At 71.9% G+C, this 18295-nt stretch carries 15 protein-coding genes; 12 read left to right on the forward strand and 3 right to left on the reverse strand.

Features of this window, described 5'->3' with window-relative positions:
• Positions 1-25 precede the first annotated feature (25 nt).
• The 10 genes from FHG89_RS15815 to FHG89_RS15860 all read left to right on the forward strand — a co-directional run bounded on the left by FHG89_RS15815 (position 26) and on the right by FHG89_RS15860 (position 13464).
• Positions 26-1741, forward strand: a complete 1716-nt coding sequence (locus FHG89_RS15815; RefSeq protein WP_244295486.1) for a protein kinase domain-containing protein — start codon at positions 26-28, stop codon at positions 1739-1741.
• Between the two features lie 119 nt (positions 1742-1860).
• Positions 1861-3480 carry a serine/threonine-protein kinase gene (locus FHG89_RS33350; protein ID WP_244295489.1) on the forward strand — a complete coding sequence of 540 codons (1620 nt, stop codon included), beginning with the start codon at positions 1861-1863 and terminating at the stop codon, positions 3478-3480.
• 103 nt (positions 3481-3583) lie between these two features.
• Positions 3584-4393 (forward strand): metal-dependent hydrolase, encoded by an 810-nt coding sequence (locus tag FHG89_RS15825; RefSeq protein WP_139585151.1) that lies wholly within the window; start codon positions 3584-3586, stop codon positions 4391-4393.
• On the forward strand, positions 4390-5298 hold the full coding sequence (locus FHG89_RS15830; RefSeq protein ID WP_139585152.1) for an amidohydrolase family protein: 909 nt from the start codon (positions 4390-4392) through the stop codon (positions 5296-5298). Before FHG89_RS15825 ends, FHG89_RS15830 begins: the two co-directional genes overlap by 4 nt.
• 207 nt (positions 5299-5505) lie before the next feature.
• Positions 5506-6537: a LacI family DNA-binding transcriptional regulator gene (locus FHG89_RS15835; protein WP_244295492.1), complete on the forward strand. Its 1032-nt coding sequence runs from the start codon at positions 5506-5508 to the stop codon at positions 6535-6537.
• A 78-nt stretch (positions 6538-6615) separates the two neighbouring features.
• A complete protein-coding gene (locus FHG89_RS15840; RefSeq protein WP_139585154.1) occupies positions 6616-7920 on the forward strand; it encodes an ABC transporter substrate-binding protein in 1305 nt (434 codons plus the stop codon).
• Positions 7921-7978: 58 nt separating this feature from the next.
• A complete protein-coding gene (locus FHG89_RS15845; RefSeq protein WP_139585155.1) occupies positions 7979-8947 on the forward strand; it encodes a carbohydrate ABC transporter permease in 969 nt (322 codons plus the stop codon).
• Positions 8948-8957: 10 nt separating this feature from the next.
• Positions 8958-9830: a carbohydrate ABC transporter permease gene (locus FHG89_RS15850; RefSeq protein WP_341874262.1), complete on the forward strand. Its 873-nt coding sequence runs from the start codon at positions 8958-8960 to the stop codon at positions 9828-9830.
• Positions 9827-12058, forward strand: a complete 2232-nt coding sequence (yicI, locus tag FHG89_RS15855) for an alpha-xylosidase (RefSeq protein ID WP_139585157.1) — start codon at positions 9827-9829, stop codon at positions 12056-12058. Before FHG89_RS15850 ends, yicI begins: the two co-directional genes overlap by 4 nt.
• Complete coding sequence (locus FHG89_RS15860) at positions 12055-13464, forward strand: GH1 family beta-glucosidase (RefSeq protein ID WP_139585158.1); 1410 nt, start codon at positions 12055-12057, stop codon at positions 13462-13464. Before yicI ends, FHG89_RS15860 begins: the two co-directional genes overlap by 4 nt.
• Before the next feature lie 271 nt (positions 13465-13735).
• Here the strand turns inward: FHG89_RS15860 and FHG89_RS15865 are convergent, their stop codons facing one another.
• Positions 13736-14848, reverse strand: a complete 1113-nt coding sequence (locus FHG89_RS15865; RefSeq protein ID WP_139585159.1) for a helix-turn-helix domain-containing protein — start codon at positions 14846-14848, stop codon at positions 13736-13738.
• Between the two features lie 316 nt (positions 14849-15164).
• Here FHG89_RS15865 and FHG89_RS15870 point away from each other — a divergent pair, with 316 nt between their 5' ends.
• Both FHG89_RS15870 and FHG89_RS15875 read left to right on the forward strand, forming a co-directional pair.
• Positions 15165-15515, forward strand: a complete 351-nt coding sequence (locus tag FHG89_RS15870; protein WP_139585160.1) for a hypothetical protein — start codon at positions 15165-15167, stop codon at positions 15513-15515.
• A 109-nt stretch (positions 15516-15624) separates the two neighbouring features.
• Positions 15625-15867, forward strand: a complete 243-nt coding sequence (locus tag FHG89_RS15875; protein ID WP_139585161.1) for a hypothetical protein — start codon at positions 15625-15627, stop codon at positions 15865-15867.
• A 9-nt stretch (positions 15868-15876) separates the two neighbouring features.
• Here the strand turns inward: FHG89_RS15875 and FHG89_RS15880 are convergent, their stop codons facing one another.
• Positions 15877-16470 carry a nucleotidyltransferase family protein gene (locus tag FHG89_RS15880; RefSeq protein ID WP_139585168.1) on the reverse strand — a complete coding sequence of 198 codons (594 nt, stop codon included), beginning with the start codon at positions 16468-16470 and terminating at the stop codon, positions 15877-15879.
• Between the two features lie 205 nt (positions 16471-16675).
• Positions 16676-18295: bifunctional 3'-5' exonuclease/DNA polymerase (locus tag FHG89_RS15885; protein ID WP_139585162.1), on the reverse strand; the 1620-nt coding region annotated here is incomplete at its 5' end.

The following is an 18295-nucleotide window of genomic DNA, read 5'->3' on the forward strand; positions in this document are numbered from 1 at the left end:
AGCGGCTGAGGAGGAGCGTGCGCAGGTGCTGATCGCTGGTCGGTACCGGTTGCTCGACCTGGTCGGTCGCGGGGGCATGGGTCGGGTGTGGCGGGCCCGCGACGAGATGCTGCACCGCGAGGTCGCGGTCAAGGAGGTCGTGCCGCCGAGCTGGCTGGCCGACCACGAGCGGGCCGAGCTGCGCTCGCGCACCCTGCGGGAGGCACGCGCGGCGGCCCGGCTCATCCACCCCGCCGTGGTACGGCTGTACGACGTCGTGCCGGTCGAGGGCAGCCCCTGGATCGTGATGGAGTACGTCCCGTCGCGCACCCTCCAGGACGTCCTGGACGCCGAGGGGCCGCTGGAGCCGGCCCGGGCGGCCCGGATCGGCTTGGCGCTGCTCGGTGCGCTGCACGCCGCGCACACGGCCGGGGTGCTGCACCGCGACATCAAGCCGCAGAACGTGCTCATGGCGCACGACGGGCGGGTGATGCTCACCGACTTCGGGCTGGCCACCTTCGACGGCGGCGACGGCGCGATGACCCGCCCCGGGATGGTGCTCGGCTCCCCGCAGTACGTCGCCCCGGAGCGGGCCGCCGAGGGGGTGTCCACGGTGGCCGCCGACCTGTGGTCGCTCGGGGCCACCCTGCACGCCGCCGTCGAGGGCCGCTCCCCGTACGCCCGCAGCACCGCGATGGCCACCCTGAGCGCGCTGGCCGCCGGACCGCCGGACCCGGCCCCGCACGCCGGGCCGCTCGCACCGCTGCTCGCCGGCCTGTTGAGTCGTGACCCGCGTGACCGTCTCGACCACGCCGCGGCCCGCCGGCTGCTCACGAGCGCGGCGGGCGGCCACACCGATGCGTCCGGGACGTCCGACGACCCCGACCCGCGCGCGGCGTCCGCCCGCGACGAGCCGCCGCCTGGCGACCGGCCTGCCGATGCCGACGACCCGGCCGACCAGGACGCCACCATCCCGCTACCCGAGCCCGGCGGGTCCGCCACCGACCCGGCAGACTCCGCCTCCCCCGCCGCTCCGCGTCGGCGCCGGGGCGCGCTGATCGCGGTGGCGCTGCTGGTGGCCGCCGCCGCTGGCGTGGGCACCGCGTTGGCCGTCACCGGTGACGAGCCCGGCGACACCGCGGGCCGGCCCGCCGCGTCGCCGTCGACCCCTTTCCCGGACGGGCCGGGCTACCCGGGTGGGCCGGGTCGCGGCCCCGACCGGCCCGGTCCGCCGCCGGTCGGGCGGGGGGACGTACCCCCGCCGCCGTTCGAATGTGTCCGGCCGCACGTGACCGGCGCGCCGGTGCTGGCCGGCACGCCGCTGCCGGGCGAACGGCTCCGGCCGCCACCCGGCTGGGTCTGGCACGCCGACACCACCGGCTTCCGGGTCTCCGTACCGGCGACCTGGTACTACTCCCGCGACGGCGCGGTGGCCTGCTTCCAGGACCCGGCGACCGGCCGGGCCTTCAGCGTCGCCGCGGGCGGCGGCGCCGATCCGCTGGTCCGGCTGCGCGCGGCCCGCGACGCGGCGGCCGGGGCCGGGGCGTTGCCGGGGTACGACGAGATCCGGCTCGCCGCGATCGACGGCGGGGCGGAGTGGGAGTGCCGCTGGACGGCCCCGTACGGCGCGTGGCTGCACGCCCGGCAACAGGCCGTCACGGCCGGCCGTTGGACGCTGGGTTGGATCACCGACGACAGGGACTGGATCCGGGCCGGCACCGACTGGACGACAGTCCGAAACAGTTTCCGACCACCCCCCTGACCTGCGCCGTATGGTCATGATCCCGACCACCGTCCGGCGTGGACCGAGGCCGGTCAGCGGATGAGAAACCCGACTTTGGTGGTTATCGTGTAACTCGGGGTGACCGAGGGGGAGCGACCGTGCAGCAGTTGCTGATCGCGGGTCGGTACCGGCTGCTCGACCTGGTCGGCACCGGCGGAATGGGTCGGGTGTGGCTGGCCCGCGACGAGATGCTGCACCGCGACGTCGCGGTGAAGGAGGTCGTGCCGCCGTCCTGGCTGGCCGAGGCCGAGCGCGAGCAGGTGCGGCTGCGGACGCTGCGCGAGGCGCGTACCGCCGCCCGGCTCAACCACCCCAACGTGGTCCGGATCTACGACGTCGTGCACGACCGGGAGAGCCCCTGGATCGTGATGGAGTACGTGCCGTCCCGCTCGGTGCAGCAGATCCTCGGCACCGAGGGGCCGCTGAGTCCGCAACGTACCGCCCGGATCGGGTTGGCGGTGCTCGCCGCCCTGCGGGCCGCGCACGCCGCCGGGGTGCTGCACCGCGACGTGAAGCCGCACAACGTGCTGGTGGCCGACGACGGGCGGGTGGTGCTCACCGACTTCGGGCTGGCCACCTTCGACGGTGGCGACGGGTTGATGACGGGCCCGGGCACGGTGCTCGGCTCGCCGCAGTTCGTCGCCCCGGAGCGCGCCCGCGAAGGGGTGTCGGACCCGCGTACCGACCTGTGGTCGCTGGGGGCGACGCTGTACGCGACAGTCGAGGGGCAGTCGCCGTACGCCCGGTCGAGCGCGATGGCGACGCTCAGCGCGTTGGCCACCGAACCACCGGATCCGATGCGCCGGGCCGGGCCGCTGCGACCGGTCCTGACCGGCCTGTTGCAGCGTGATCCGTGGCGGCGGTTGACCGCCGCCGAGGCGGAGCCGCTGCTGCGCCGGGCCGCGGCCCACCCCGGCGAGCCCGCCGAAACGGCCCGTTCCTCGGCGGTGGCGGCGGTACGCAGCGCGGGCCGGAGCCTGGCGCAGACCCCCCTCGACCCGCTCGGCGGTCCCGCGCCGCTGACCGCCCGGCGAAGGGGCCGGACCGCCGGCCGGCGTCGCCTGCTCATCGGCCTGGCGGGCGCGGCCAGCGCGCTGGCCATCGCCGGTGGCGTCACCGTGGCGCTGGCGACCCGGGACGCCGAACGGACGCCGCCGTCCGGCTCCGGGGGCGGCGCGGCCACCGCCCGGCCGGCCGCGTTCGCCTGCTCGACGCCTCCTCCCCCGACGGCGACTCCGGTGGTGTCGTTGTCGCCGGCCGCCGACGGGCGGTACGGGCTGCGTGAGGGCTGGACCTGGCATGACGATCCGACCGGGTTCCGGATCGCCGCGCCGGTGGGCTGGGCGCGCTGGAACGAGGGTGCGGCGACCTGCTTCCGCGAGGCAGACGGGGCCCGGGTGCTCAGCGTCGAGGCGGGGCCGCCGCGGGACGACCCACTGGCCTACTGGAGGGCCGAGGAGGCTCGGCTCACCGGCAGCGAGGCGTTGCCGGGCTACCGCAGGGTGGACATCTCCGCGATGGACATCTTCGAGGGCGGCGCGGTGTGGGAGTGCGGCTGGGAGAACGCCGTGGGCGAGCAGGTGCACAGTTTTCGCCTGCTGGCCAACACGTCGGCCGATCGGTCGTACACCGTCTCGTGGTTGACAAAAGAGTTCGACTGGCAGGTCAACGCGGCATACTTGCCGATGATCCGGCAGAGCTTCACCCCCGCTTCCTGACACCATCCTCTGTGGACCGTCCGGGTGATGCCCCTGCGGCGCCGACGCTGACTACAGTGGCGTAGTTTTGGGCGCTCAAGATCCCTGGGGAGGGTGAGCCGAGATGATGGGACCGTCGCACGCGCTGTCCGGCGCGGCGGTGTGGCTGGCCGGGTCCTGGGCACTGGACCAGTTCGCCGACTACCACCAGTCGCCTCTCGCGTTGGCGGTGGGCACCGCGGTCTGCGCGGGTGGCGCCCTGTTTCCCGACCTCGACATGTCGGGCAAGGTGACCAGGAACCAGGGTGGGGCCACCGTGGCCCGCACCTTCGGGGTCTTCTCGCTCTTCGCCGCCGAGGTGATGGAGAAGATCTCCCTCGGGGTCTACTACGCCACGAAACTCAGCAAGGATCCACGCCGCAACAACGGGCACCGGACGCTGACGCACACTCTCCCGTTCACGGTCCTCGTCGGGTGGGGCACCACCGCGCTGTGCGCCGCGTACGGCAAGTGGGCGGTGATCACCATACTGTTCTTCATGTTCGGCCTGGCCCTGCGCGGGCTGTTCGACGAGTGGGCCGAGCGGGCCGGCTGGGTGATCATCACCCTCGCGTCGGCGGGGGCGGCCTGGTTCACCTTCGCGAACCTCCCGGGCGGGCGCGGCTACCCCCTGATCGGCACGGCCCTGGGGGTGGGCTGCTTCGTGCACATCCTCGGCGACATGATCACCCGAGCCGGCGTGCCGATCCTGTGGCCCATCCCGATCAAGCGGCGCATGTGGACGATGATCGGCCTGCCGAACAGCATCGCCCTGCGTACCGGCAGCAAGGCCGAGGTGGTCGTGCTGCGTGCCGTGCTGACCGTCGTGGCGGTCCTCGCCACGACGGGCCTGATCGCGCCCTCGGTGCTGCAACGCTTCAACATCGAGATATGACCGGACCGGCGACGCAGTCCCCGCCCGAGGCCGACCAGCAGGTGCCGGACATCTGGCGAACGCTGGGGCTGCCGGGGCTCGCCGACGTGCACGTGCACTTCCTGCCGCCGCGCCTGCTGCGCCGGGTGTGGGCGTACTTCGACGCGGCCGGCCCCCTGGTCGGCACCGAGTGGCCGATCCGCTACCGGTGGAGCGACGCCGAGCGGGTCGCGCACCTGCGCCGGCTCGGCGTGCGGGCGTTCAGCGCGTTGGCGTACGCGCACCGGCCGGGCATGGCGGCGGACCTCAACCGGTGGACGCTGGAGTTCGCCCGGGACACCCCGGGCTGCCTGGCCTCGGCCACCTTCTTCCCGGAGCCGGACGCCGTCGGGTACGTCGAGGCGGCACTCGCCGACGGCGCCCGACTGTTCAAGGTGCACCTTCAGGTGGGTGGTTTCGCGCCGACTGATCCGTTGTTGGACCCGGTCTGGGGGATGCTGGCCGACGCGGGTGTGCCGGTGGTGGTACACGCCGGGCACGCCCCGGTGGGGACCACGCACACCGGGCCGGACCCGTTCGCCGCCCTGCTCGCCCGTCACCCTCGACTGAGCGCCGTGGTGGCCCACCTCGGTGCCCCGGACTACCGGGCGTTCCTCGACCTGGCGGAGACGTACGAGCGGGTCCGGTTGGACACGACGATGGCGTTCACCCCGTTCTTCGACCGGTTCGTTCCGTTCCCCGCTGACGAGTTGCCCCGGCTACGCGAGCTGGGACTGGCCGGCAAGGTGCTGCTGGGCAGCGACTTCCCCAACCTCCCCTACCCGTACGCCGACCAGCTGACCGGCCTGGTCCGGCTGGACCTCGGCGACGACTGGCTGCGGGCGGTCTGCTGGGACAGCGCGGCAGCCCTGTTCGACCTGCGCTGACGACGCGTCACGCCGCCGCGGCCCCGGGATCGCGCCCCGATCCTGACCGTGCGGCCCGGCGCGAGCGGGACGACTTCTTTTCGACATCGGCTATTGACGTCCCCGTAACGGGTGGCCTAGCGTCCTGTCGAACCGCTTCGTCGAAACGCTTCGACGCCGATTCGGGAGCGGTCTCACGCCTGGCCGGAGGAGGTGCGCGTGGCCACCATGCACGACGTCGCCCGCCTCGCCCGGGTCTCGGTCAGCACCGTGTCGTACGTGCTCACCGGCGCCCGCCCGATCTCGCAGGCCACCCGGGACAAGGTGCTCGCCGCCATGGAGGAGCTCCACTACCAGCCCAACGCGATGGCCCGCGGCCTGGCCAGCCGGCGCAGCCGGATCCTGGGCCTGCTGATGCCGATGGACGAGCGTGGCCTGGGCGCGACCGAGACGGCCTTCGTCACCGGCGCCGCCGCCGCGGCCAGCGCCGCCGGCTACCACCTGGTGCTCTCACCGGTCGGCGGCGGTGACCTCGACGACCTGCGCCGGCTCGCCACCCAGCGGATGCTCGACGGTGTCGTGCTGATGGAGGTGCAGCTCGCCGACGAGCGGGTCACCGTGCTCCAGGAGGCGGACGTGCCGCTGGTCCTGATCGGGCGCACCGGCGACACCAGCGGGCTCTCCTACGTCGACATCGACTTCGAGCAGACCGTGCGGGAGGCCGTCGGGCACCTGGTCGGCCTGGGGCATCGACGGATCGTCTACGTCAACCACTCCGCCGCCACGCTGGCCACCGGCTACGGCCCCGCGCTGCGTACCCGGGACGCCTTCGTCTCGGCGATGACCGACCACGGCCTGGAGCCGGTGATGATCGCCGCCGAGGACAGCGCCGCGGGTGGGCGAGCCGCCCTGGCCGCCGCGTTCGCGCAGGCCCCGGAGCTGACCGCCGTGCTGGCCATGAACGAGACCGCGATCTTCGGCATCCTCGGCGAGCTGACCGGCCGGGGGCTGTCGGTGCCCGACGACGTATCGGTCGTCTCGATGGTCACCTCACCGCAGGTCGCCGAACTGGCCACCCCGGCGCTGACCGCGATGACGTCCCCCGGGTCGGCGCTGGGCCGGATCGCGATCGAGGCGCTGCTGCGCCACCTGGACGGCCCCGGCGGCGCGCGCCACCAGCAACTGCTGCCGTGCGCGCTGGAGATCCGGGGCTCGACCGCCGCACCACGAAGCCGCCAGCTCATGGGGGCCGACAAGTGAAGACAGCCCGCCGCCGCGCTGCAACGCGACGACGGGCCTCATCGAGGTACCGCTAGATACTCAACGAGGAGGATAGCAATGCAGCGATTCCGCCGGATCGTCACCGCGATCGCCCTGGCGGCGACCGCGACGACCGCCGTGGCCGCGTGCGGCGGTGGTGACAGCGAGGACGACAGCGGGGCCAAGACCCTCAAGCTCTGGCACTACGAGAGCGAGAACAGCGCCATGGGGGTCGGCTGGAACCGGGCGATCGAGATCTTCAAGGCCGAGCACCCGGGCGTCGAGGTGCGGTTCGAGCGCAAGGCGTTCGAGCAGATCCAGCAGAACGCCGGCATGATCATCAACTCGTCCGAGGGCCCGGACATCATGGAGTACAACAAGGGCAACGCCACCGCCGGCCTGCTGTCCTCCCAGGGCCTGCTCACCGATCTGAGCGCCGAGGCCGACAAGCGCGGCTGGGCCGGCAAGCTCAGCCCCAGCCTGCAGACCACCGCCCGGTACAGCGACAAGGGCGTGATGGGCTCGGGCAACTGGTTCGGCGTGCCCAACTACGGCGAGTACGTCACGGTCTACTACAACAAGGACCTGTTCGAGCGCAACGGCGTCAAGGTGCCGACCACCATGGCCGAGATGACCGCCGCGATGGACACGTTCGTCGGCAAGGGCGTCACCCCGCTGGGGATGGCCGGCGCCGAGTACCCGGCCGGGCAGCTCTTCTACCAGCTGGCCCTCTCCAAGGCCGACCGGCAGTTCGTCGACAACTACCAGCTCTACAAGAACCCGGTCGACTTCAAGGCCGACCCGCTCAAGTACGGCGCGGACACCTTCGCCGACTGGGTGCGCAAGGGCTACGTCGCCAAGGACTCGGCGAGCCTCAAGGCCGAGGACATGGGCACGGCGTTCATCGCCGGCAAGACGCCGATGATCGTCTCGGGCAGCTGGTGGTACGGCCGGTTCAAGACCGAGATGAAGGCCAACTGGGACACGTTCCTCTTCCCGGGCAACACCCTGCACGCCGGCTCCTCCGGCAACCTCTGGGTGGTCCCGGCGAACAGCAAGGCCAAGAGCCTGGCGTACGACTTCATCGACATCACCCTGCGCCCGGAGATCCAGGACCTGATCGGCAACAACGGTGGCGTCCCGGTGGCCGGTGACCCCGCGAAGATCAGCGACCCGAAGGACCGCAAGCTGATCGAGGACTTCAACACGGTCAGCAAGCAGGACGGCCTGGCCTTCTACCCGGACTGGCCGGTGCCCGGCTACTACGACGTGCTGGTCGGCGGCTTCCAGGGCCTGATCAACGGGTCCAAGGCCCCGGACCAGGTGCTCGACACGATCGCCAAGCCGTACGCCGATGGCGTCAAGGAGATCACCGGCAAGTGACACGGCGAGCGGCGGGCACGACCGGCGTGCCCGCCCGCCCCGCCGGGAAGGATCTTCCATGGCAGTCTCCGAGACCGTCGCCGCCCCACACCCGACGGCGACCCCCACCCCGCGCAAGCCCCGCCGTGGACCGCGCGGCCGCGACGCGGCGTACTGGCTCTACCTGCTCCCCGGAGCGGTACTGTTCATCCTGGTCATCGGCGCGCCGCTGGTCGGCACCGGCTACCTGTCGCTGACCAAGTGGTCGGGGATCGGCGACCCGACGTTCGTCGGCCTGGACAACTACCAGCAACTCCTGCACGACGACGTGTTCTGGGCGTCGTTCCGCAACACCGTCGCGATGATCGTCGCGATGGTCGTGGTCCCCACACTGCTCGGGCTGCTGCTCGCCGCCGTGCTCTTCGACGTCATCGGCCGCCGCTTCAAGCCCCGCACGGCCGCCGCGCTGCGGGCCGCGTTCTATCTCCCGCAGGTGCTGCCCGTCGTGGTGGCCGGCATCGTCTGGGGCTGGATCCTGCGCCCCGACGGCGCGTTCAACAGCCTGCTCGACGCGGTCGGCCTCGGCGCGCTGCGCCACGACTGGCTCGGCGACCCGGGCACCGCGCTGCCGGCCGTGATGGCGGTGATGATCTGGGTGCAGATCGGCTACCCCGTGGTCGTGTTCATGGCGGCGCTGCAGCGGGTCGACCCCGAGTTGTACGAGGCGGCCGAGGTCGACGGCGCCAACTGGTTGCACCGGTTCCGGGCCATCACCCTGCCGCAGATCCGGCCGGAGACCTTCGTGGTGGCGCTGACCTGCACCATCGCCGCGTTGAAGGTGTTCGGGCCGATCTTCGCCCTGACCCGGGGCGGCCCGGAGAACGCCACGAACGTGCCGTCGTACTTCGCCTACTACACGTTCTTCAAGAAGCTCCAGGTCGGCTACGGTTCCGCGATCTCCACCGTGCTCACGGTGATCATCGTCGTGGTGGCCGTGCTCTTCATCTGGATGCAGGCCCGCAGCGAGCGCCGCGACCGGGGGTTCTGAGATGGCCGTCATGATCACCGAAGCCCCGGCGCCGGCCGGTCGGCCCGTCCGCGACCGGCACCACCGTGGCGTGAGCCGCTGGGTGGTGCTCGCCCTGGTCACCGTCGGCGCGCTCGTCATGCTTGTGCCGTTCGCGTTCATGCTGCTCAACGCGTTCAAGTCACCCGGCGACTACTCCTCGGGTGGGCCGCTGAGCTGGCCGACCGAGTTCTACACCAAGGGTCTGCGCACGTACTGGACAGAGGTGAACTTCCCGCTCAAGCTCTGGAACTCGACGCTCATCGCCGGTTCCGTGGCGGTGCTCGGCGTGGCCGTCTCGCTGCTCAACGCGTACGCCCTGGGCATCGGACGGGTCCGTGGCCGCCTCTGGATCGTCGGGCTGTTCCTGCTGGCCAACATGCTGCCGCAGGAGGCGCTGATCTACCCGCTGTACTACGTGGCGAAGGAGATCGGTCTCTACAACACCCAGCTCTCGGTGATCATCATCTTCACCGTGATCCAGAGCGCGTTCGGCACGTACCTGCTGGCCTCGGTCATGGGGACGTTCCCGCGCTCGCTGCTGGAGGCCGCCGCGCTCGACGGCGCCGGGAAGTGGACGGTGCTGTGGCGGGTGGTCTTTCCCAACCTGCGACCCACCCTCGCCGTACTGCTCATCTTCTTCTTCATCTGGACCTGGAACGAGTTCCTCATCCCGCTGGTCATGCTCATCGACAACCAGACGCAGACCATCCCGGTCGCGCTCGCGTCGTTGCAGGGTGACCGTCTGATGGACGCTCCGACCACGAACGCCGGCTCGCTGATCAGCCTGGTGCCGGCCATCCTCTTCTTCCTCATCTTCCAGCGCACCCTCGCGCGCGGCATCACGGCAGGAGCCGAGAAGTGAAGTTCACCGACGGGTACTGGCAACTGCGCCCCGGTGTCAGTGTCCTGCGACCCGGCACCGTCGAGTCGGTCGAGCCGGACGACCGCGGGTTCACCGTCTTCGCGCCGGCCGGTCGGATCACCGGACGCGGCGACACCCTCAACCGGCCCGTCGTCACCGTCCGGTTCTTCACCCCCGCCCCCGGCGTCATCGGGGTCACCATCGCCCACCACACCGGCGGGCTGCCCCGCGAGCCGCACTTCGGGTTGACCACCGACGACGCGCACCCGGTCACCGTGGACGTCACCGGCCTCAGCGCGTCGCTGACCACCGGCGACCTGACCGCCCGGGTCGCGCTCGTCGACGGCTGGCGGGTCGAGTTCCTGCACGGCGACCGGCTGGTCACCGCGTCCACCGGGCGCAGCGTCGGCGTCGTCACCGACGCCGAGGGCCGCCGGCACGTCCACGAGCGGCTCGCGCTCGGCGTCGGCGAGACGGTGTACGGCCTGGGCGAGCGCTTCGGCCCGTTCGTCAAGAACGGCCAGACCGTCGACATCTGGAACTCCGACGGCGGCACGGCGAGCGAGCAGGCGTACAAGAACGTGCCGTTCTACCTCAGCAGCACCGGCTACGGCGTGTTCGTCGACCACCCGGAGCACGTGTCGTTCGAGGTCGGCTCGGAGGTCGTCACCCAGACCCAGTTCAGCGTCGAGGGGCAGACCCTCACCTACTACGTCATCGACGGGCCCACCCCGAAGGACGTGCTGCGCCGCTACACGGCGCTGACCGGCCGGCCCGCCCGCGTGCCCGCCTGGTCGTACGGGCTGTGGCTGTCCACGTCGTTCACCACCTCGTACGACGAGAAGACGGTGACCGAGTTCGTCGACGGGATGGCCGAGCGGGGCCTGCCGCTGTCGGTGTTCCACTTCGACTGCTTCTGGATGCGCCAGTTCCACTGGGTCGACTTCGTCTGGGACCCGGCGACCTTCCCCGACCCGGAGGGGATGCTGCGCCGGCTGCACGAACGCGACCTCAAGGTGTGTGTCTGGATCAACCCGTACATCGCCCAGCGTTCCTACCTGTTCGAGGAGGGCCGCGAGGCCGGCTACCTGGTCCGCAACCCGGACGGTTCGGTCTGGCAGTGGGACAAGTGGCAGGCCGGCATGGCGCTCGTCGACTTCACCAACCCGGACGCGGTGCGCTGGTTCACCGGCAAGCTCAGGGCGCTGCTGGACATGGGCGTCGACTGTTTCAAGACCGACTTCGGCGAGCGCATCCCTACCGAGGTGGTGTGGCACGACGGCTCGGACCCGCAGCGGATGCACAACTACTACTCGTACCTCTACAACAAGGCGGTCTTCGAGCTGCTGGAGACCGAACGGGGAGAGGGCGAGGCGGTGCTGTTCGCCCGCTCGGCCACCGCGGGCGGGCAGCAGTTCCCGGTGCACTGGGGCGGCGACTGCGAGTCGACGTTCGCCGCCATGGCGGAGTCGCTGCGCGGCGGACTGTCCCTGGCGGCGTCCGGTTTCGGCTACTGGAGCCACGACATCGGCGGTTTCGAGGGCACCCCCGACCCGGCCGTGTTCAAGCGGTGGGTCGCGTTCGGGCTGCTCTCCTCGCACTCCCGGCTGCACGGCTCCGGCTCGTACCGGGTGCCGTGGGAGTTCGACGACGAGGCCGTCGACGTGCTGCGGCACTTCACGCAGCTCAAGCTCAGCCTGATGCCGTACCTCGCAGCCGCCGCGCAGGAGGCCCACCGCGACGGTACGCCGATGATGCGCCCGATGATCGTGGAGTTCCCGGACGACCCGGCCACGGCGTACCTGGACCGGCAGTACATGCTCGGCTCCGACGTGCTGGTCGCGCCGGTGCTCAGCGCCGACGGGGAGGTCACCTACTACGTGCCCGCCGGCACGTGGACGCACCTGCTCACCGGCGCGCAGGTCACCGGGCCGGCGTGGGTGACCGAGAAGCACGGGTACGACAGCCTGCCGGTGCTGGCCCGCCCCGGCGCGGTCATCCCGTTCGGCTCCCGCACCGACCGACCGGACTACGAGTGGGCGGACGACGTGCGGCTGCGGCTCTACGCACCGGCGCGAGGGCAGCGGACCCGGGTGCGGGTACCGTCTCCCGGGCACGGTCCGGGCGCCGAGTTCGAGGTGCGCTACGACGGCGTCGCGGCCAGCGCCGAACTGGTCGCCGGCGCCTCGACGGGCCACATCTGCGAGATCCAGGGGACGGAACGATGACGCAACACCACTTCCCGGAGAGCTTCCTGTGGGGGTCGGCGACCGCCGCGTACCAGATCGAGGGCGCCGCGACCGAGGACGGCCGCGGACCGTCCATCTGGGACACCTACAGCCACACACCCGGGCGGACGCTCAACGGTGACACCGGTGACGTCGCCGCCGACCACTACCACCTGTGGCAGCAGGACCTGGACCACATCGCCGAGCTGGGTCTGGGCGCGTACCGGTTCTCCGTCTCCTGGCCCCGGGTGCAGCCGGGCGGGGCGGGTCGGTTCAACCAGGCCGGCATCGACTTCTACTCCCGCCTGGTCGACGGGCTGCTGGAGCGGGGCGTCCGCCCGGTGGCCACCATGTACCACTGGGACCTGCCGCAGGAGCTGGAGGACGCCGGCGGCTGGGCGGAACGGGACACGGCGTTGCGCTTCCAGGAGTACGCGGCAGGCATCGTGGGCGCGCTGGGCGACCGGGTGCACACCTGGACGACGCTGAACGAGCCGTGGTGCTCCGCTTACCTGGGCTACGCCTCCGGCGTACACGCGCCGGGCCGGACCGAACCGGCGGCGGCGCTGGCCGCGGTGCACCACCTCAACCTCGCCCACGGCCTGGCCGGGCGCGTGGTGCGGGAGGTGGCCCCGGCCGCCGAGCTGTCGGTGACGCTGAACCTGCACGTCATCCGGCCGGCCTCGGACTCCGAGGCGGACCGCGATGCGGTACGGCGGATCGACGCGCTCGCCAACCGCGCGTTCCTCGGCCCGATGCTGGACGGGGAGTACCCGGCCGACCTGCTCGCCGACACCGCGTCGGTCACCGACTGGTCGTTCGTCCGCGACGGCGACGAGAAGCTGATCGCGGTGCCGCTGGACGTGCTCGGGGTGAACTACTACTCCAGCACCCTGGTCCGGGCCTGGGACGGGGCGTCGGCCCGTTCCGACGCCGACGGGCACGGCGCGTCGGCCTCGTCGCCGTGGGTCGCCGCGGAGAACGTCGACTTCCTGCCGCAGCCCGGCCCGTACACGGCCATGGGGTGGAACATCGACCCGCCGGCCCTGACCGAGCTGCTGCTGCGCCTGCACCGGGAGTACCCGAGCCAGCCGATGATGATCACCGAGAACGGCGCGGCCTTCGACGACGTGGTGTCGGCCGACGGCCGGATCCACGACGACCGGCGGATCGACTACCTGCGCCGGCACATCGGCGCGATGGCCGACGCCCGGGCGCAGGGCGCGGACGTCCGTGGCTACTTCGTCTGGTCGCTGCTGGACAACTTCGAGTGGGGCTACGGCTACGACCGCCGCTTCGGGATCATCCGCGTCGACTACGACACCCAGGTCCGCACCTGGAAGGACAGCGCGCACTGGTACCAGCGGCTCGCCGCCACCGGCGAGTTGGACCAGCCCGCGGAGTAAACCCCACCGCCTCCCCGCGATCTTGCACTTACCTGTCGCGACAAAAGCCGCAAGGTCAGGTGGGGAGGGTGTACGGCTCACCCACCTGATGCCCTCGGGGCCACCGCCGAGGGCATCAGGTGTTGCGTCGAGTAGCGCGGGTAACGGGACGCCGTCCCGGACGGTCTCCTTGCTCGGTCTGTCGATTCCCGGAGCCGTCCCCCGCGCCGTCGGCCGCCGCGTACGAAGAGGCGTACGAGCCGAGCCGCGCCGACGAGCGGGCCAACGGCGATCAGCCGACCGCGACGGTGCTCCCGTTCCCGCGCCGGTGGCCACTGCCGGCCCGCTCGACCTCACGCAGCATCAGGGCGAGGCTCTGTGACCGGCGTTCGGTCGGGAGGGCTTCCCACGCCCGGCGTGCGTATGCGACACCGCCGGACCTGTCGCCGGCCTTCGCCATCGTCAGGCCCCGGTGCAGCTCGATATGCGTCGCGAAGCGGGGCAGGCCCGGGGGCCGCGTTCCGTCGGCCTCCTGCTGCGCCTCGGTACCCGGACCGAGCATCCCGAGGCGGGCGTACAGCATGCTGCGAAAGGTCGCCATGCGCCACGGCGGCACGGCGGTATCCGAGACTTCACCGTCGGGTGACGCGACGTGATCGAAGACCCGCCGGGCCTCGGTATCGCGCAGGATCGCCCCGGCCTCGTCGCCGCGTCCAGCCGCGACGTGCGCCTGTGCCATGAGTGCCTGCACTCGCCCGAGCGATGGCCGATCCGACAACGCGATGGCCTGGTCGGCGTAGCGCCGTGCGATAGGCAGCGCCGCACCTTCGTAGGCGAGTGCGATAGCGGCCCGTCCCCGCACCCACACGCGCACGCCGAGGTCGTCGGACCGATCAGCGGCCGTCGCCGCGAGGTCGTACCAGCGGATCGCTTCGGCGGGGTTGGACGTGGTCTTGCCGTAGGTCACGAGTGCCCGGGCGGCGTGCGTCCACATGCGGGGCGTGTCGAGGTGCTGTTGAAGGATCACGAGGTCGCTGGCGAGGCGGGCCTGAAGCACCGCCGCGCCCACGGCCATGTAGTCCCGCCCATACCGGTCGACCCGCTCGCGCCAGTCCTCTTCGGCCCCTCGCCCGTCGAGGGCAGCGCTGAAGCCGGCCCGGATGAGTTCGCCGGCTACTACGGGGCCGACGACACCGGCCGCGAGCCCGAGCGCCTGTCGACGGTTCATGTCACCCTCCCCGAGTGCCCGCGCGTAGGCGAGCACGATGTCAGGGGTAGCGGTCCGCCGTCCTGCCTCGACGTTACTCAGGTGCGAAGCCGAGTAGCACGACCGCGCCGCCACCGAGGCGAGCGATACGCCAGCCTCGGTACGAGCTTGACGCAGCTGCGCGCCCAGATCGTCCACGGGTCCCCTGCTGAAAGCCTCTGAAAACATCGACCTACTTCCGAGCGTAGTCCTCTCATCGCAGGGTGGAGGCAGACGGCGCGGCCGGTAGCGACCCGAACCCGGCGGACGCGTTCGTATCCGGGGCCGCCCCTGACGGGCGAGTACTCACGGGGCGGCCCTTTCCATGACAGCGCGAAGGAGGCACCATGCGCTTCACGCTCTGGCGCAGCGAACCAGCTCCGAGGGTGTCCGCCCCCCACCCCACCCAGCGACGCCCAACCTGGGCCACGGCACCGACCCAGTACCAGCAGTTCCGGGCAAACGGGGGCCGGAGATGATCTCCGTACAGACGCCTGCTCCTGAACACGGGCCGGCCGCAAACCGCCCGCGTCAGCACGGCCAAGCCCTGCCACACACACCGTTGCGCCCGCACTGGGCGTGCCGTGCGGACGGTCAGCCGTGGCCGTGCCCGATGGCACGACTCATGCTGAAAGCCGAGTACGAGAACGCGATGCCGAGCTTGTCGATTTACCTGGTCGGCCTGTTGTACGAGGCGATGCGCGACCTGTACCACCTGAACCCGCACGACGGGCCGAGCCCTCGGGCTCTGTTCGACCGGTTCGTCGGTTGGGGACCGTTCCGCAGGCCGATCGTCGAGCCCGCGACGTCGCACAGCGGTACCTAGATTCCCGCTGGCCGCCGTCCTGGCAAACCGGCGGCAACCCGGGCGCACAGAGCACAACCGGCGCGGGGAACGCTTCTCCGCACAGCGAAAGCACCGGAAGGGACCGCACATGACCGTCACCACGAGCACGTCGAGGACGACCGCCGCCGACCCTCGAACCCTCGTTGACCCCGAGACGTTCGGCAAAATGGTCGACTACTTCGCCGCCGACGTCCACGTCACCCGGGCCTACGCGGAGCGGGCCGTCGAACAATTCCTGATCTTCCAGGCCGAGCAGAGCACAAATGGATGGGTGCACGATCTCGCCGTCTGGACCGGCGAATGGGCGACGCACCGGAGCCGCGCCGGCTGATCGCTACCTCTAGACGCCCACCCGCTGGGGCGGGACGGTCAGCCCGTAGAGCGCCATCAGCTCCGGGGTGTCGACCCGACTGCCGTCGGCCACCGAGTCGCAGGCGATGTCGACGATCTGGTCCTTGTGCGCCAGCAGGTACGGGCGGGCGCCCACGTCGGCGCTGGCCAGGGTGGCGATGCCGGGCCAGTGCCGGCGGCCGAACAGCATCGGGTAGCCGCGCAACCCGTCGTAGGTGGCGCAGACGAGCACGTCCGGGTACGGCAGCGCGGCCACCCGGCGGACCGCCGCGGCGGTCAGGCCCGGCATGTCGACCGGGACCACCACCACCGCCTCGATTCCGTCGTCGTCCATGGCGGCCAGGCCGGCCCGGATGGACGAGCCGACCCCGGTGCCCCACGCCTTGTTGATCACAACGGTGGCCCTGCCCAGGTCGGCGGTTTCCCGGACCTGATCGGCGGCGGCACCCAGCACGACCACGATCTGCTCGCAGCCCGCCTCGGTCATCGTGTCGATCATCTGGTTGACCAGTGGCTTCTCGCCCTGGTGCAGCAGGGCCTCGGGACCACCGATCCGTCGTCCCCCGCCTGCGGCGATGATCATTGCTGCGATCCGGTTCAGCTGCGCCCCCTCCAGCACGGGACCGACCGTGACCGGTCGGCCCCTCCTACGGACACTGCAACGAGGACGGCGGCTCACGGGTGGCGGGGCGAAAAGGAGAAATAGTGCAACCGTTACGCATCGGAGTCCGCCACAGCCGACGACGCGATGCCGGTCCGGCGTTCACGGGCGGGTCGGCGCCGACGGGTCAGGCCGCGTCCGCGTAACAGTCGACGATGGACAAATCCAGCGGGAAGCGGACCGGTGTGTCGCCGAACAGCAGCGCCGACGCCCGCTCCCCCGCCCGACTGACCGCCTCGGCGACGTCGGCGGCCTCGCCCGCCCGGGCGTGCACGATCACCTCGTCGTGTTGGAAGAAGACCAGCTCGGCGGTGCTGCCGGACAGCTCCGTCCGCAGTGTCGCCAGCAACGTCGACGCCCACTCCGCGGCGGTGGCCTGGATGACGAAGTTGCGGGTGAACCGCCCTCTGGACCGGGCGGCCCGCGCCCGGGGGCCCTGCGGATCGGCCGCCGCGTCCGGATCGAGCGGCCCATCGTCGGGATCACCGAACCCGAGCGTGCCCGGCGGACACGTACGCCCCAGCCAGGACCTCACCAACCCACCCGCCTCACCCGTGCGCGCCGCCGCCTCGACGAAGCCGAACGCCGTCGGGTAGCTGCGCTTCAGCACCGCCAACGCGGGCACCGCCGCCCCGCCGGTCTGCCCGTACATCGCGCCCAGCAGCGCCACCTTGGCCCGCGCCCGGTCACCGCCGAACGAGTCCCGGGCGAGCGCGGCGTAGAGATCGCCGGCACCGCCCGCCGCCGCCAGCCGGGCGTCGCCGGAGACCGCCGCCAGCACGCGCGGCTCCAACTGACCGGCGTCGGCCACCACCAGCCGCCAGCCCGGGTCGGCCACCACCGCCCGGCGGATCACCTTCGGGATCTGCAACGCACCGCCGCCACGGGTCGCCCAGCGGCCGGAGACCACCCCGCCCGGCACGTACTCCGGCTGGAACCGACCGTCGCGCACCCACTGCTCACGCCAGGACCAGCCGTGCGCCGTCCAGATCCGGTACAGCTCCTTGTATTCCAGCACCAGCGGCACCGCCGGATGGTCCACGCCGCGCAGCACCCAGGCCCGGGTGTTGGGCAGCTCCACGCCGACCCGGGCGAACGCCTTCAGCAGCTCCGCCGGGGAGTCGGCGTGCAGCCGGCGCACGCCGAACGCGTCGGCGATCCGGGACGCCAGGTCGGCCAACCGGCGCGGCGGACCACCCACCGGAGACGGCTCACCCAGCAGCTCGGCGAGGATCGCGTCGTGCACCTCGGCCCGCCAGGGCAGCCCGGCGACGCCCATCTCTACGGCGATCAACGCGCCGGCCGACTCGGCGGCCACCAGCAGCCGGAACCGGCCCGGGTGCTCGGTCGCGGCGACCCGGGCGAGCTGGTCGGCGTACACCTGCGTCAGTGCCTCGATGCCCGGGCCCGGCGGACCGGGCAGTGTGTCGAAGAGCGCGCCCTGGCCGTGCCCGGGCGGCGCGGCGGCGCGCGGCGGCGGGTCGGGCGGCACCGGCCCACCGGTCAGGCGGGCCCAGGCGGCGGCCAGCGAACGGGGCTCACCCCAGCGGCCGGCGTGCCCGAGCAGCAGCGCCTCGGTCAGTTCCACGTCGTGGCAACGCTCGACGCGCACGCCGGCCCGCAGCAGCGCCGGATAGATCGCGCCCGCGGTGGACCAGACCCAGCGCGGGTGCGCGGCGGCCTCCCGCGCGGCCACCGCCGCCGCCAGGTCGCTGACGGTCTCGACAGGGCCGACGGGCCGGCCGAC

Source organism: Micromonospora orduensis, from assembly GCF_006228125.1.
In the GTDB taxonomy this organism is placed as follows: Bacteria; Actinomycetota; Actinomycetes; order Mycobacteriales; family Micromonosporaceae; genus Micromonospora; species Micromonospora orduensis.